Origin of the sequence: Cellulomonas sp. Root485 (genome assembly GCF_001426705.1) — a bacterium.
Lineage (GTDB): Bacteria > Actinomycetota > Actinomycetes > Actinomycetales > Cellulomonadaceae > Cellulomonas.
Window position 1 is genome coordinate 705,411 of the sequence record NZ_LMFC01000003.1, and the last position, 13,314, is coordinate 718,724.

Here is a 13,314-nt window from a genome sequence, read left to right on the forward strand (position 1 = left end):
CATGGGGGCCTTGCCGCAAGACCCCCCGTCGGCTATACCTTGGAAGAGGCGGGCACGGTCATCCGGTGCTCGCCTTTCCCGTGCCCGCGTCCCTCAGGACACCTTCCCCTTCAGCAGCCGGTGCCAGTACACCTGCGGCTCGACGTAGCGGTCGAACACCAGCAGGCTGCGGCGCGGGCGCACCAGGTCGGGCACCGTCGTGGTCGGCTCGGGGCGTCCGTCGCGGTCGAACTCGGCGAGCAGGAGCTCACGGCGCGACGTGGTGACCGGGGCGACGGAGTAGCCGTCGTACCGCCGCATCGTCGCGCCGGTGCGGCGGGCCGCGATGTTGTGCGCGACGACGGGCACCTGCTTGCGCAGGGCACCGCCCGAGGGCAGCGCGTCGACCGCCGCCGCGTCGCCCAGCCCCCAGATCGTCGGGTGGGCGCGGTGCTGGAGGGTCCGCGGGTCGACGTCGAGGAAGCCGTCGCTCGCGGGCGAGGACAGGCCGCTGGAGGCCAGCCAGTCGGGCGCCCGGTGCGGCGGTGCCAGGTAGAGCGCGTCGTACCGCAGGTCGGCGGGACCGTCGAGGGTCCGCAGCCGTAGCGACCGCGTGAACGCGTCGACCGACTCGACGCTCGTGCAGGTGCGCACCCGCACGCCGTACGACTCCGCCGCAGCGCGCAGCTCGCCCTCGGCACGGGGCAGGTCGACCAGGCGCTCTCCGGCGACGAGGAGCTCGATGGTGATCGCGTCGAGCACACCCGCCCTGCGCCAGTGGTCCGCGGCGATGAAGAGGGGCTTCAAGCCGACGGGTGCGCAGGGCACGTGCCGGTCGGAGATCGCGAACACGGCCGTCCCGGCCACCAGCGACGACAGCATCGTCCACGTCCCGGGGGCGAGCTCCGGCAGGTAGCTCGTCGACGCCGCGGGGGTGCTCATCGCCTGCTCCGCGCCCGGGATCGCATCCCAGTCCACCCGCGACCCGGGGCACACGGCGAGGTCGGAGTACGTGAGCTCGCCCCCGCTCGCGAGCCTCACGAGGGACCGCTCCGGCTCGATCCCGACCACCGTGTCGGGGTACCACCGGACCCCGCGCGGGATGACGTCGGACTGCGGACGGCGCAGGTCGTCGAGGGTGGCCATCCCGGAGGCGACGTACGACAGGAGCGGCCGGTACTCGTGCACCTGCTTCGGCTCGACGACGGCCACGTCGCGGCAGCCGTCGCGCCGCAGCTTGGCCGCGAGCGAGATGCCGGCGTTGCCGCCGCCGACCACCAGGACGTCGTGGTGCCGAGGACCAGCCATGAACACACCGTCTTCCGAGTGCCGTGAACGAACGTCGGGCAACCGTAAGGTCCGTCACCCGACGCCGCGCGCGGAGCCGGCCGACTCAAAGCGCATTCCCAGGCAGGCGGCCTACCGTGGGCCGGACAAGCCGAGATGTCCGGAGGAATCATGGCAACCGAGCCCATCCCCAGCGCCGCCCCCGACCCGACGCCCCCGCCGCCGCCGCCCCCTCCGACACCACGCCCCGCACCTCCCGCGCCCGTGGCCACTGCGCCCGTCGGCTGGGTCATCGCGGCGATGATCTTGTTCTGGCCGACCGGGATCCCCGCGCTCCTGGCCTCGCACCGCGCGGCACGCGCGATCGGCGCCGGCGACGACGTGACGGCCGATCGGGAGGCCGCGAACGGCCGCCGGTGGGGCATCATCAGCGTCATCGTCGGCGGCGCCCTGATCCTGTTCTCGATCCTCGCCTCGATCCTGTGGGCGTTGGTGGCCGTCATCGCCTTCCACGACGACGGCTACTGGGGGGACGGCCCGCGCTCGAGCTACGACATGCCCTTCGACCGCGACCTCGCGCCGGGCATGCCGGACCGCTCCGGCTCCGACGGGTAGGCATCTACCGCACCCGGCATGGGTGACGTGCGGCAGGTCGTCGCGACGCCCAGGTCGGGTTCGGGCTGCTCGACCCGACGGCCGTCTCGACGTCGATCGGCGTCTCGGCGCCACCTCGCCACAACGGCGATCAGGGCGTCTCCCCGGCCGGGTCGCGCGCGACCCGTCCTGGCGCGTCGACGCGCACGGCGTCGTCGCCGACCAGCGTCGCGAGATCCGCCTCGAGCCGAGCCAGCGCGTCGGCGCCGAGCTTGCGCTCCCACCGGGCGCGCAGCTCCTCGAAGACGGCTTCGCCCTCGCGCAGGACCTCGCGCCCGAGCGGCGTCACCTGGAGGCGGTTGCGGCGGGCGTCGGCCGGGTCCGGTTCGCTGGACACGTAGCCGCGCTGCACGAGGACGGCGATCGTCTTGGCCGCCGCCTGCTTCGATACGGCGGTGCGCCGGCCGAGGTCGGAGGCTGTGTCGGCCCCACCGATGATGGCCCGCATCGCGAACTCGTGCGACGGACGGAAGTCGACGTGGCCGCGGGCGGCCAGCTCGGCCGTCGCCGCATCGACGAGGCTGCGGAACCCGCCGAGGAGGAGGAGGGCGAGGTCGGCGCCGGCACGTGACATGCCCGCAGGATAGGCGGCTCCGGTGGACAAAGACAACTCGGTTGTCTATTGTAGTAGACAACCTGGTTGTCTAACTGAGGAGCCGTCATGCAGCACCACACCGCCCCGCTCGACGGGGTCGACCTGCACTACGTGTCCGCCGGCACCGCGGGGTCGCCGATCCTGCTCGTCCACGGGTTCCCGGAGAGCTGGTGGGCGTTCCACAAGGTCATCCCCCTGCTCGCATCGACGCACCGGGTGTTCGCCGTCGACCTGCGCGGGTTCGGCGACTCGAGCACCGCCGCCGAGGACCACGACAGCGCGACCACCGCCGACGACCTGCACCGGCTCATCGAGCACCTCGACGTCGGCCCCGTGCACGTCACCGGGCAGGACATCAGCGGGGGGACAGTCTTCCGGCTCGCCGCCACCCACCCGGAGGACGTCCGCAGCCTCACGGCGATCGAGATGGGTCTGGCCGGGTTCGGCCTCGAAGGTCTGGCGGACGTCACGCACGGTGGCTCCTGGCACATCGGCGCCCTGGCCGCCCCCGGCATCCCCGAGCTGCTGTTCGCCGGCCGCGAGCGCGAGATCCTCGGCGGGTGGGCGTTCCCGAGCATGACCGCCGTCGCCGGGTCCATCACCGACGCCGACGTCGACCTGTTCGCCCGCGCCTACGCCCGCCCCGGCGGCTGGCGCGGCGCGGTCGGCCTCTACCGGTCGATGCTCACGGAGGGTGACGAGCTCAGGGCGCTCGCCGAGGCCCGCCCGCTGACGATGCCCGTCCTGGCCGTCGGTGCCGGTGGTGGACCGTTCACCGCCGCGACGATCGGTCAGGTCACGACCGCCCAGATCGCTGCCGTGCAGCTGGACGGGGTCGGGCACTACGCCGCGATGGAGGCGCCGGAGGCGCTGTCGGACGCGATCCTCGACTTCGTGCGCGTGGTCGACGAGGGGTCGCGCGTCGCACAATCGGCGACGTGACCATCGACGTCGAGCGCCTCCGGCGCGACGCTCACGACCGCGCCTCGGCCCGACCGCGCCGACCGTTCGACGGGACGATCGAGGACCTGCTGCACGACGGGGTGCCGCTGCGTCGCTACGTGCCCGACCTCCGGGCGCCGGGGTCGGCCCTCGCGTTCCTGCACGGCGGGTACGGGCTGCTCGGCGACCTCGACCTGCAGGACGGCTACTGCCGACGGCTCGCCGAGGCGCTCGGCACCGTCGTGCTCTCGGTCGACTACCGGCTCGCGCCGGAATGGACGCTCGACGATGCTGTGACCGACGCCGTCACCGGCCTCGCGCTCCTCGCGGGCGACGGGTTCGACCGGCTGTTCCTCTGCGGGGACTCTGCGGGTGGCACGGTCGCGATCCGGGCGGCGGCGCAGACGCACCTCCCGCTCGCCGGCCTCCTGCTGACCAACCCGAACGTGGACCTGACGCTCGCGTCCTTCGACGACGAGCGACCCGGCGGTCCCGATCGTGAGCTGTCCGCGTGGTCCTTCCGGGCGTGGGCGCGAGTCGCAGATCTTGCCGACGCCCCCCAGCTGGACCTCGTCGCCGGACGGCTGCCCCGGACCGTCGTCGCCGTCGGGACGCTCGACTCGCTCCTGCCCGAGGCGCGCGCCCTGGCCGACGCCTGCGGGCGCGCGGGCGTCGACTGCCTGCTGGTCGAGCTGGACGGCGCCGAGCACGGGTTCGCCGGGACCGAGCGGGTGACCGAGGCGCTCGCCGCCTTCGGGGAGCTGGTCCGGGGGCCGCTGGGCGACTGAGCCCTAGGAGGCCAGCCGCGCACTCGATCCGGCCTCGCTGATCTCCGCCCAGACCGCGTCGAGCGAGAGTCCGAGGACGGCGGCGATCGCCGCGACGGTCGGGAAGGCGGGGGTCGCGATGCGGCCGGTCTCGATCTTGCGGAGGGTCTCCGGCGAGACGCCCGCCTCGAGCGCGACGTCGAGCATCGGCCGCTGACCGCGGGCGCGACGCAGCAGGGCGCCGAGGCGCTGTCCGCGCTCGAGCTCGTCGGGGGTGAGCGGCAACCGGACCATGGTCCGATCGTAGCCGGGATAATATGGCCGGGATAGTTATTGGTCACCCGCACGGAGGACGCCGCATGATCGAGATCCTGAGCCCGACCGAGCTGGCCCGCGCACGGGAGACCGGCGCCCTCGTCGCGCACATCCTGCAGACGTTGAAGGACCGGGTCACCGTCGGCACGAACCTGCTCGACATCGACAGGTGGGCCAAGGCGATGATCGTCGAGGCCGGCGCGGTGTCCTGCTACGTCGACTACGCGCCGTCGTTCGGGCGCGGACCGTTCGGCCACTACATCTGCACGTCCGTCAACGACGCCGTCCTCCACGGACTGCCCCACGACTACACGCTCGCCGACGGCGACCTGCTGTCGCTCGACCTCGCCGTCTCCACGGGTGGGATAGCGGCCGACTCCGCCGTCAGCTTCCTCGTCGGCGGCTCACGACCCCCGGAGAGCGTCGCGATGATCGACGCCACCGAGCGCGCCCTCGCCGCGGCGATCGCCACCGCACGACCGGGGGCTCGGATCGGCGACCTCTCCCACGCCATCGGCACGGTGCTCGGCGCGGCGGGGTACCCGATCAACACCGAGTTCGGGGGTCACGGCATCGGGTCGACCATGCACCAGGACCCCCACGTGACGAACACCGGACGGCCCGGCCGCGGGTACACGCTGCGCCCCGGGCTCCTGCTCGCCCTGGAGCCGTGGGTCATGGCGGACACCGCCGAGCTCGTCACCGACGCCGACGGGTGGACGCTGCGCAGCGCGACCGGCTGCCGGACCGCGCACAGCGAGCACACCGTCGCGATCACCGACGACGGAGCCGAGATCCTCACCGAGCGCACGGTCGACCGGGAGCCTGCCGAGCCGGCCGCCTGACGCGTCAGCCCGGGTAGGTCGTCGCGAACACGTCCGCGAGCGCTCGGTGGCCGTCGCCGTCCGGGTGCACGCAGTCCGAGCCGCCGACGAAGTCCCCGTCGCCGAGCGTCCCGAAGGTGTCCACGACGATCGCGTCGTACCGGTCCGCCACCTGACGCAGCCGGTCGTTGAAGCCCAGCGGCATGGGACCGAGGCCGACGTCGCCGCCCTCCAGGATGAAGTCGCCGAGGACGCGGGCGGCGCCGGGGTTGGCCGCACCGAGGGCGCAGTACGGCAGCGGGTTGTAGTACGTCATGGCGAGGATCGCCGTGTCGGGCCCGGCCGCCTCCCGCAGCGTCGCCAGGATCTCGTCGTACCGGGTCTCGAAGCCGGCGAAGGTCGACTGGAGCGCGGGGACGCAAGAGCCGGTCGGTGGCACGCACGCCTGCACGGCCGGCCCGTACACGTCGTTGCCGCCGACCGAGACGGTGATGACGACGACGTCGTCGCGCGGCGACCGGTTGTCGTTGCGCTCCTCGATGAGCGCCACGGCCTGGTCGAGCTGGTCACCGGGCTGCAGGACCGTCGCGGTGGTCACCCCCGCCGCGACCCCCGGGATGCCGGTCCGCGAGAGGTTCACCAGCTCGAGGGCGTGGCAGCTGTGCCCCGGCGGGTGGTGCGGCCGTCCCGGCGAGCAGACCAGCTCGTCGCGGAGCACCTCGTGGAACTGCGCGACGAAGCCGCTGGCCTTCCACAGCGCGGCCGTCGTCGGGAAGTCGACGGCGGGTGGGACGGACTGCTGGCCCGCCGGCAGGGAGTCGCCGATGACCACGTGCACCGGGTGGCCCCGGCGCGGAGACTCGCCCGGCGGTGACGCCACCGCGGACGACCCGGACAGGACCAGCAACCCGACCACCAGACCGGTCATCCACGAGCGCTTCACGGTGAGCCCCCTCATCCCGACGCAACCACCCCACGGTACGCCGGGCGGTCGCCGCCGCCCGGCGCCGCCGGTCAGGAGGTGGGACCGCAGACCACGCCGACGCACTGGGGGTCGTTGCCGTTGCCCGACCCGCGGTTCCCGCCGAGGTCGGTCGCGTGGGGGGCGTAGATGCCCCAGCCGGAGTTGGCGATCGCGGAGACGGAGCGCAGCGCGATCGCCGTGGACTCCGAGACGAGGCCGTCGCCGTTGTGGACGAGCTTGCTCTGGCTGATCGAGTCGAGCGTCGTGTCCTCGGCCTCGCCGGTGTACCCGGTGGCGTTGTCCCGCAAGGTGCTCCGCTCGAGCTCGAGCGCGTGGCTCCACCCGCTCCGCACGCCCACGGTGTTGGACGTGAAGGTCGACCCGGTGATGCGCGTGTGGCCGAACGCGCCTCCCCAGCCCGCGCCGTTGTGCGAGAACGTGCTCCCGCTCACCTGCACGTCGGACTCGTACTGGAAGAGGCCCTCCTCCTGGTGTCCGGTGAACGTGCTGGCGGTGACCTCGCAGGTGGTGTTGTCGCTGCACAGCAGTCCGACCGCGTTGTCCTGGAACGTGCTCCTGGAGACGACGGCCGAGCCCTGCCAGGCGACGTCGGCGCCCCAGTTGTTGTTGACGACCTCGGTCCGCGTGATCTCCGCGCGGTGGAACCAGCCGAGGCTGATGCCGGTGGTGTTGGACTCGATCCGCGAGCGGTCGACGCGGACGACGGCCGTGTTCGTCTCGAACATGTCGCCGTGGGCGGCCACGCCGTTCGCGGAGCCGTCGACGGTCACGCCCCGCACGGTCTTGGTGCCGCTGCCGGAGCCGTAGACGCCGTTGTAGAAGCCGGTGATCCGGCCGTTGCGGACCTCGGCGTCGCCGACCTCGACGAAGAAGACGCCCTGTGACGACGACGTCGGGCCCTGCCCGCTGATGGTGTGCCCACGCAGGTCGAGCCGGGCGTTCCCAGACACCGTGACGGCGGAGCCGTCTCCGCACGAGAGGTCGTGCGCGAGATAGGCGTCGCCGGTGACGACGGTGCCGCACGCGGTGACGGGCGTGCCTGCGGGTGCACCGGCGTGGGCCGGGCTGCCGGCGAACACGGTGGCGACGCCCACGAGGGCGGTGACGATGACGGCATGACGACGCATGGATTCCCCCTGCTGACAGGCCCGCGCGAGTGCGCTGGGCTCCGGACCAGGATGCTGAGGCCGTCCTTTTCTGTCACGGTTTGTGCCGGTTTTTCGCCCGCCCTCGTCGGACACGGCCCGGTCTCGGTCCGATGACGATCGGGTCGACGAGACGACCTGCGGCGACGACGGGTGCGAGCCTGGCGGGCATGGTCATTCGCACGCGCGCCGCCCTGGTCATGATCGTCGCGGTCCCTCTCCTCGCCGCAGGCTGTGCCGGCCGTGCCGGCGCCACGGCGGCCGGCAGCCCGTCCGTGACGCCGACGGCGGCCTGCCCGGTCGTCGAGGGCCAGGAGATGCCGGCGGACTGCGTCCCGTACGACGGCGAGGCGGCGATGGCCCTGAACGACGCGTACCGGCAGCGGTTCGAGCCGAGCGACGACGGCCGGGCCGAGGTCGAGCCCCAGCGGGTGGCCGCGCAGGACGCTCTGGCCGCCCTCGTCGGCGCTCCGCTGTCGGTCGATGCCGTGCTAGGCGCGCTCGAGGGCGCCGGGTTCGACCCGGACGTGCCGTGGGTGGAACCGGCCGGCGACCCTGCGGCACCGTCGGCGATCGGGGTGATCATCTCCGTGGGCGGTCTGTGCCTCGTCGGGACGCTCGACGCCGAGCACGCCGAGGTGGAGACCGACGGGATGATCGCCGACGGCGGGTGCGTGCCGGCGCAGTGAGGCGGCTCAGGTGTCGTCCGGTCGAGCCTCGCGGCTCCATCCCGACGACGGTTGGGCGGAGGGTGTGTGCGTCGGCGGCTCGGCGACCGGGCGGCCCTCGTACTGGGTGGAGAGCACGATCTGGGTGTCCATCTCGCCGTGCCTCCCGATGCGCTCGAAGATCTCCTCCAGGTGCGGCATCGACGAGGCGCGGACCCGCAGGAGGGTGCACGAGCTGCCGCTGAGCTTGTGGATCTCGACGACCTCGGGAAACTCGTCGGACGCTGTGGTCTTGAGCAGGCAGCGCCCGGGTGAGCAGCGCAGCTTGATGAACGCCGTGAGCGGGAGGCCCGCACGAGCGGGGTCGATCCGGGCCTGGTAGCCGGCGATCACGCCGGCCTCCTCCAGCCGCCGCACCCTGTCGGCCACCGCGGGCGCGGACAGGTTGACCCTGCGGGCGAGCTGGTTGAACGACAGGCGGCCGTCGTCCTGGAGCTCGGAGAGGATGCGCCAGTCGGTGCCGTCGAGCGGTCTGCTCATCTGCAAACCGTAGCGCCGGAACGCGTCACGATCGCGAGGCGACGGGGGGCGAACGCCTGCGATCGGCCATTCACCGCCGCGTCGCCCCTTCGTAGCGTCGGACGCATGGCACTGAGCACGGCACGTCTCCCCACCGCGGTCACCCCGGCGACGTCGGCGCTCTTCGTCGGCGCCGCCCTGAACAGCGCCGTCATCGCGACGACCAGCACGGTGGCCGCACTGGTCGCGGTCGACGTCCTGGGGCAGGCCTGGGGCGGGGTGCCCGGCACCGCGGCCGTCGTGGGCACCGGGCTCGGCGCCCTCCTGGTCACCTCGCTCACCCACCGCGCCGGCACCCCGACCGCCCTGCGGCTCGGTTACCTGGCGAGCGCGCTCGGCGCCGCGGCCGGCGCGGTCGCCGTGCCGCTCGGCAACGTCGGGCTGCTGGTCGGCGCGATGCTCCTGATCGGTCTGGGGAACGCGGCCGCGCAGCTGTCCCGGTACGCGGCTGCCGAGCTCGTGCCCGCCCGGCGACGGGGGTTCGCCATCGGCCTGATCGTCTGGGCCGGCACCGTCGGCGCCGTCGGCGGCCCCCTGCTCCTGCTCCCCACCGCGCGGCTCGCCGACGCCCTCGGGCGGCCTGCCCTCTCCGGTGCGTTCCTGCTCAGCGTGCCGGCCGGCCTGCTCGCCGCGCTGGCGGTGAGCAGGCTGCGCACGGCCCGACGACCTGGGCGTGGGCGGACGGTGCCCGTGCGGACGATCCTGGGCTCCCCGGCCGGCCGCGACGGCCTCGCGGTGATGGTCACCGGGCAGGTCGTGATGGCCGCCGTCATGACGTCCGTGCCGGTCCAGCTGCACCTGCACCATCACGGGCTGGACGTCGTCGGCCTCGTCGTCGCGGCCCACACGCTCGGCATGTTCGTGCTGTCCCCGGTCACCGGGCGCCTCGTCGACGGGCTGGGAGCGCGGGCGGTCATGACGCTCGGCCTCGTCGCGCTGCTGGTCTCGACCGCGGTCGCCGCGTCCGGTGCCCTCGTCCCCCAGGCGGTGGGTCTGTTCGTGCTCGGCTACGGATGGAACCTGTGCTTCGTCGGCGGCAGCGCCTCGCTCGCCGTCGGGCTGCCCGCGGAGCAGCGCGCCGACGTGGAGGGCTCCGTCGAGGCCGTCGTGTGGATCTCCGCCGCGGCCGGCACCCTGACCTCGACCGTGGTCCTCGCGCTCGCCGGATGGTCCACGCTGACGCTCGCGGCCGGTGCCCTCGTCCTCGTGCCGGCCCTCCTCCTGCTCAGCGACCGGCGGCGGACCGGTGAGCGTCCGCCCGGCTGAGGCGTCGCGTCGGTCAGTCGGCGGGGGGCATGTCGTAGGTGACCCAGGGCGTCGCCGTGGCGTGCTGGTCGTAGAGCGATCGCGCCGTTGCGTTGTCGCGGGAGGTGATCCACCGGACGACGCTCGCGCCCCGCTGCGCGGCCAGGTCCGCCGTCGCGTCGAGCAACGCCGCGCCCACGCCTCGCCGGCGGGCGCCCGGGTCGGCGAACAGGTCGTCGAGGTACAGGCCGATCGTCCCCGTGGACGGTCGGGCGAACATCCGCAGGTTGGCCAGGCCGAGGAGCGTGCCGTCGGCGGACACGGCGACGAGTCCGGTCATCCCGTGCTGCTCGCCGACGACCCACTCCCACGTGCGGGCGATCGCCGTGCTGTCGGTGCCGAGGTCGTAGAAGCCGCGGTAGCCGGCGTAGAGCTCGGCCCATCGTGGGCGATCGGACCGGACGACGCGGCGGACCAGGAGGTCGGGGGAAGGAGTACTCATCCGCACACGATGGCGTGCTCCCCGTGCGAGAGCGCGTCCCGTCCACAGCGCGGAGGGTCAGGCGTCGCAGCAGCCGTCGTCGCAGCGCTCCTCGTCGCCGGCGACCAGCTGGGAGACGGGGGTGCAGCACGCGTCGCCCTTCCAGGCCTCGACGCCTTCCCGGACGGCGAACGCGGCGATGACCACGGCGGCGACCGGGTCGGCCCACCACCACCCCAGCGCGCTGTTCAGCACCAGCCCCACCAGCAGCACCGCCGACAGGTAGGTGCAGATCAGGGTCTGCTTCGAGTCGGCGACCGCGGAGGCCGAGCCGAGCTCCCGGCCGGTGCGCCGCTCGGCCCAGGACAGGACCGGCATGACCACCAGGCTGACCGCGGCCAGGATGATCCCGGCCGTCGAGTGCTCCGGCTCGGTCGCGTTCAGCAGGGTCCGGACGGCGTCGACCGTGACGAACGCGGCGAGGCCGAAGAACGACAGTGCGATGGTCCGCATCGCGGCGCGCTCGCGCGTGAGCGGGTCCGGGGCGGAGAACTGCCAGGCGACCGCCGCGGCGGACAGCACCTCGACCACCGAGTCGAGGCCGAAGCCGATCAGCGCCGAGGAGGAGGCGAGCCGGCCCGCCACCAGCGCCACGCCGGCCTCGACGACGTTGTAGGTGATCGTCACCGCGACGATCCACCGGATCCGCCGCTCGAGCAGCGGACGACGGTCGACCGACGTGGTGCTCATGCGCAGGTGCAGTCGGGTCCGCAGCACGTCGGGTCCACCGCGAGCACCAGCTGCAGCAGCTCTCCCAGCGCCGACGACAGGTGCGGGTCCGCCAGCCGGTACCAGGTCCGGCGCCCGTCCGGGACGGACTCGACGAGCCCGCACCCGCGCAGGCACGCCAGCTGGTTCGACATGACCTGCCGGGACACCCCGAGCGCGTCCGCGAGGTCCGACGGGTACGCGGGGGCCTCCCGCAGCGCCAGCAGGATGCGCGTGCGCGTCTCGTCGGACAGGGCGTGCCCCAGCCGGGCGAGCGCGGACGTGTGCGTGAGCGTGGCCGTCCCCATGCACACGACGGTACACGGAATCCTGTATTCACAGGAGGCTGTACCCCGGTCGGGACTAGCCGACGACGGGGATGCTCTGCATCCACAGGCCGACGAGGGCGACCAGCAGCAGGACGACCCCCGCACCGAGGGCGACGCTGCCGATGATGATGACCGTCCAGCCGGGGCCCACCTTGCCCTGGGGGCGGGTCTTGACGTCGGTCGGGTCGGCCGGGTTCACGTAGACGTACCCGCTGAACATCGGCGTCGCCCCGAGGCCGCGGCGCAACGCGGCGAAGACGTCGGTCCGCAGGGGTCTCCCGTCCGGGCCGGGGTACTCGACGGTGATCACGTTGCCGGCCATCAACGGGACCTGGCTGATGGCGCGCGCGGGGACCTGGACGCGGGGCACAGCACGGGCGCGGGACAGCAGACGAATGCCCACGGGGAGCGCGATCGCACCGAGCACCAGCAGGACGATCGCAATCGTGAGGATGACGTGAGGGCCGCTCATGGTGGACGAAAGTACCCGCTCGTCACGGGGTCCAGCGGATCCCGGGGTTGACCCGGCCACTCCAGCTGAACACCGCCATGTTGTCCCAGCCGTCGCCGGTGCCGTTCATGTTGTACGGGTCCCAGCCGTTGCCCTGCACCGCGGTCCAGGTGGGCTCCCAGTAGAAGACGCCGATGCCCCCCGCGTTCCGGACGGTGTTCTGGATGTACTGGAACATCGTCGCCTGGCTGGTCCAGCTCGCGTCGAAGCCCGCACAGGTGCCGTTGGCGCTGTTCGCCTGCGAGTCGGCGTTCGCGGTCGTGAACGGGTAGGCGGTCTCGACGAGGACGACCGGCTTCCCGTACCGGGTGCGGGCGGTGGACACGGCCGAGTACAAGGCGTCGAGCCCGCCGTGCCAGAAGCAGTAGTAGGACAGGCCGGTGATGTCCCACGGCACGCCCTGGCGGTTGATGCCGTCGTAGAACCACTTCAGGTGGTCGGTGCTGTCGGAGTTGGCGGTGTGGATGATCACCTGGGTGGACGAGCTGCACGCCTTGACGGCGTTGTACCCGGACTTCAGCAGCAGCCCCAGGTTGGTGAAGCTGTTGTTGGAGACCTTGCCCTCGTTCCACAGCATGCCGACGTTGATCTCGTTGCCGATCTGGATGCTGTCCGGCGTCGTCCCCTGCGCCTTCAGCGTCGAGCAGACCGCGTACGTGTAGTCGTAGACGTCCTTCTGCAGCTGCTGGATGGTGTGGTTCGCCCACGCCGCCGGCTTCCACTGGTTGCCCGGGTCCGCCCACGTGTCGGAGTAGTGCAGGTCGACCATGAGCTTCAGACCCCGTGACTTGACCTCCTTGGCGTACGCAGCGACCTTGCTCGCGTTGTTGTAGCCGGACGCCGGGTTGTTCCAGACGCGCAGCCGCGCGTAGTTCATGCCGGCGCCCTTGAGGATGTCGAGCGGGTGCTTCTGGCTCCCGTCGGCGTCGTAGTACCGCACGCCGAGGTCGAGGCTGCGTTGCAGGCTCGACACGTCGCCGCCCAGCATCGACAGGCTGTTCGCTGCCTGGACCGGTGAGGGGATCGCCAGGGCCACCGCCGATGCCGTCAGCACGGCCACGGCTCCCATCGCGGTGATACGTCGCCGAGTGTTCACGCAATCTCCTGTGATTGTCGTGCTGGGGACTGTGATCGCTCACAGTAGCCAGGCGCTCTGTCACCGCGGAAGTGTGCCTAAGCCTTTCGCACGGCAGCCCTCAGGGCCGTGATCGCTCACAGGGCGATGAGGTCTGCGGCGACC

Annotated in this window: 17 protein-coding genes; 6 read left to right on the forward strand and 11 right to left on the reverse strand. The window is 72.6% G+C overall.

Going from position 1 to position 13,314, the window contains the following annotated elements; all coding sequences use genetic code 11:
* Positions 1-93 precede the first annotated feature (93 nt).
* Positions 94-1,287, reverse strand: coding sequence for an NAD(P)/FAD-dependent oxidoreductase (locus ASD16_RS17215; RefSeq protein ID WP_055920699.1), 1,194 nt, complete (start codon positions 1,285-1,287; stop codon positions 94-96).
* 150 nt (positions 1,288-1,437) lie between these two features.
* On the opposite strand from ASD16_RS17215, the gene ASD16_RS21835 reads away from it, so the two are divergent.
* Positions 1,438-1,881, forward strand: coding sequence for a CD225/dispanin family protein (locus ASD16_RS21835; protein WP_162250315.1), 444 nt, complete (start codon positions 1,438-1,440; stop codon positions 1,879-1,881).
* A gap of 130 nt (positions 1,882-2,011) precedes the next feature.
* Here ASD16_RS21835 and ASD16_RS17225 read toward each other — a convergent pair whose 3' ends face one another.
* A complete protein-coding gene (locus ASD16_RS17225) occupies positions 2,012-2,494 on the reverse strand; it encodes a MarR family winged helix-turn-helix transcriptional regulator (RefSeq protein WP_055920273.1) in 483 nt (160 codons plus the stop codon).
* Between the two features lie 87 nt (positions 2,495-2,581).
* On the opposite strand from ASD16_RS17225, the gene ASD16_RS17230 reads away from it, so the two are divergent.
* Both ASD16_RS17230 and ASD16_RS17235 read left to right on the forward strand, forming a co-directional pair.
* A complete protein-coding gene (locus tag ASD16_RS17230) occupies positions 2,582-3,457 on the forward strand; it encodes an alpha/beta fold hydrolase (RefSeq protein WP_055920276.1) in 876 nt (291 codons plus the stop codon).
* Positions 3,454-4,245, forward strand: a complete 792-nt coding sequence (locus tag ASD16_RS17235) for an alpha/beta hydrolase fold domain-containing protein (protein WP_055920279.1) — start codon at positions 3,454-3,456, stop codon at positions 4,243-4,245. The genes ASD16_RS17230 and ASD16_RS17235 overlap by 4 nt, the downstream gene beginning before the upstream one ends.
* A gap of 3 nt (positions 4,246-4,248) precedes the next feature.
* Here the strand turns inward: ASD16_RS17235 and ASD16_RS17240 are convergent, their stop codons facing one another.
* Positions 4,249-4,518, reverse strand: coding sequence for a helix-turn-helix transcriptional regulator (locus tag ASD16_RS17240; protein ID WP_055920282.1), 270 nt, complete (start codon positions 4,516-4,518; stop codon positions 4,249-4,251).
* A 65-nt stretch (positions 4,519-4,583) separates the two neighbouring features.
* On the opposite strand from ASD16_RS17240, the gene map reads away from it, so the two are divergent.
* The gene (map, locus tag ASD16_RS17245) at positions 4,584-5,384 is read left to right on the forward strand and encodes a type I methionyl aminopeptidase (protein WP_055920286.1); all 801 of its coding nucleotides are present in this window, start codon (positions 4,584-4,586) and stop codon (positions 5,382-5,384) included.
* 4 nt (positions 5,385-5,388) lie between these two features.
* On the opposite strand, the gene ASD16_RS17250 is transcribed toward map, so the two are convergent.
* Positions 5,389-6,321, reverse strand: coding sequence for an SGNH/GDSL hydrolase family protein (locus ASD16_RS17250; protein WP_082570930.1), 933 nt, complete (start codon positions 6,319-6,321; stop codon positions 5,389-5,391).
* A 56-nt stretch (positions 6,322-6,377) separates the two neighbouring features.
* A complete protein-coding gene (locus ASD16_RS17255) occupies positions 6,378-7,475 on the reverse strand; it encodes a NosD domain-containing protein (protein WP_055920291.1) in 1,098 nt (365 codons plus the stop codon).
* Positions 7,476-7,663: 188 nt separating this feature from the next.
* Between ASD16_RS17255 and ASD16_RS17260 the strand changes: the two genes are divergently transcribed.
* Complete coding sequence (locus tag ASD16_RS17260) at positions 7,664-8,182, forward strand: hypothetical protein (protein ID WP_055920294.1); 519 nt, start codon at positions 7,664-7,666, stop codon at positions 8,180-8,182.
* Between the two features lie 6 nt (positions 8,183-8,188).
* Here ASD16_RS17260 and ASD16_RS17265 read toward each other — a convergent pair whose 3' ends face one another.
* On the reverse strand, positions 8,189-8,701 hold the full coding sequence (locus tag ASD16_RS17265) for an Lrp/AsnC family transcriptional regulator (protein WP_055920297.1): 513 nt from the start codon (positions 8,699-8,701) through the stop codon (positions 8,189-8,191).
* A 105-nt stretch (positions 8,702-8,806) separates the two neighbouring features.
* On the opposite strand from ASD16_RS17265, the gene ASD16_RS17270 reads away from it, so the two are divergent.
* On the forward strand, positions 8,807-10,006 hold the full coding sequence (locus ASD16_RS17270; protein ID WP_055920300.1) for an MFS transporter: 1,200 nt from the start codon (positions 8,807-8,809) through the stop codon (positions 10,004-10,006).
* A gap of 13 nt (positions 10,007-10,019) precedes the next feature.
* On the opposite strand, the gene ASD16_RS17275 is transcribed toward ASD16_RS17270, so the two are convergent.
* The 5 genes from ASD16_RS17275 to ASD16_RS17295 are packed head-to-tail and all read right to left on the reverse strand — an operon-like array spanning position 10,020 to position 13,170.
* Positions 10,020-10,487, reverse strand: a complete 468-nt coding sequence (locus ASD16_RS17275; protein WP_055920303.1) for a GNAT family N-acetyltransferase — start codon at positions 10,485-10,487, stop codon at positions 10,020-10,022.
* A gap of 57 nt (positions 10,488-10,544) precedes the next feature.
* Positions 10,545-11,216, reverse strand: coding sequence for a cation transporter (locus ASD16_RS17280; RefSeq protein ID WP_055920702.1), 672 nt, complete (start codon positions 11,214-11,216; stop codon positions 10,545-10,547).
* Positions 11,213-11,542, reverse strand: coding sequence for a helix-turn-helix transcriptional regulator (locus ASD16_RS17285; RefSeq protein WP_055920306.1), 330 nt, complete (start codon positions 11,540-11,542; stop codon positions 11,213-11,215). Before ASD16_RS17285 ends, ASD16_RS17280 begins: the two co-directional genes overlap by 4 nt.
* 55 nt (positions 11,543-11,597) lie before the next feature.
* Entirely contained in the window at positions 11,598-12,035 is a 438-nt protein-coding gene (locus tag ASD16_RS17290) for a hypothetical protein (protein WP_055920310.1), read from the reverse strand.
* A 22-nt stretch (positions 12,036-12,057) separates the two neighbouring features.
* Complete coding sequence (locus ASD16_RS17295; RefSeq protein ID WP_200942980.1) at positions 12,058-13,170, reverse strand: glycosyl hydrolase 53 family protein; 1,113 nt, start codon at positions 13,168-13,170, stop codon at positions 12,058-12,060.
* Positions 13,171-13,314: the final 144 nt, after the last annotated feature.

Coding starts and splice junctions, on each gene's coding strand:
- ASD16_RS17260 (WP_055920294.1), top strand. CDS start 7,664: ATGGTCATTCGCACGCGCGCCGCCCTGGTCATGATCGTCGCGGTCCCT.
- ASD16_RS17230 (WP_055920276.1), top strand. CDS start 2,582: ATGCAGCACCACACCGCCCCGCTCGACGGGGTCGACCTGCACTACGTG.
- ASD16_RS17250 (WP_082570930.1), bottom strand. CDS start 6,321: ATGAGGGGGCTCACCGTGAAGCGCTCGTGGATGACCGGTCTGGTGGTC.
- ASD16_RS17280 (WP_055920702.1), bottom strand. CDS start 11,216: ATGAGCACCACGTCGGTCGACCGTCGTCCGCTGCTCGAGCGGCGGATC.
- ASD16_RS17240 (WP_055920282.1), bottom strand. CDS start 4,518: ATGGTCCGGTTGCCGCTCACCCCCGACGAGCTCGAGCGCGGACAGCGC.
- map (WP_055920286.1), top strand. CDS start 4,584: ATGATCGAGATCCTGAGCCCGACCGAGCTGGCCCGCGCACGGGAGACC.
- ASD16_RS21835 (WP_162250315.1), top strand. CDS start 1,438: ATGGCAACCGAGCCCATCCCCAGCGCCGCCCCCGACCCGACGCCCCCG.
- ASD16_RS17215 (WP_055920699.1), bottom strand. CDS start 1,287: ATGGCTGGTCCTCGGCACCACGACGTCCTGGTGGTCGGCGGCGGCAAC.
- ASD16_RS17285 (WP_055920306.1), bottom strand. CDS start 11,542: ATGGGGACGGCCACGCTCACGCACACGTCCGCGCTCGCCCGGCTGGGG.
- ASD16_RS17270 (WP_055920300.1), top strand. CDS start 8,807: ATGGCACTGAGCACGGCACGTCTCCCCACCGCGGTCACCCCGGCGACG.
- ASD16_RS17225 (WP_055920273.1), bottom strand. CDS start 2,494: ATGTCACGTGCCGGCGCCGACCTCGCCCTCCTCCTCCTCGGCGGGTTC.
- ASD16_RS17255 (WP_055920291.1), bottom strand. CDS start 7,475: ATGCGTCGTCATGCCGTCATCGTCACCGCCCTCGTGGGCGTCGCCACC.
- ASD16_RS17275 (WP_055920303.1), bottom strand. CDS start 10,487: ATGAGTACTCCTTCCCCCGACCTCCTGGTCCGCCGCGTCGTCCGGTCC.
- ASD16_RS17290 (WP_055920310.1), bottom strand. CDS start 12,035: ATGAGCGGCCCTCACGTCATCCTCACGATTGCGATCGTCCTGCTGGTG.
- ASD16_RS17265 (WP_055920297.1), bottom strand. CDS start 8,701: ATGAGCAGACCGCTCGACGGCACCGACTGGCGCATCCTCTCCGAGCTC.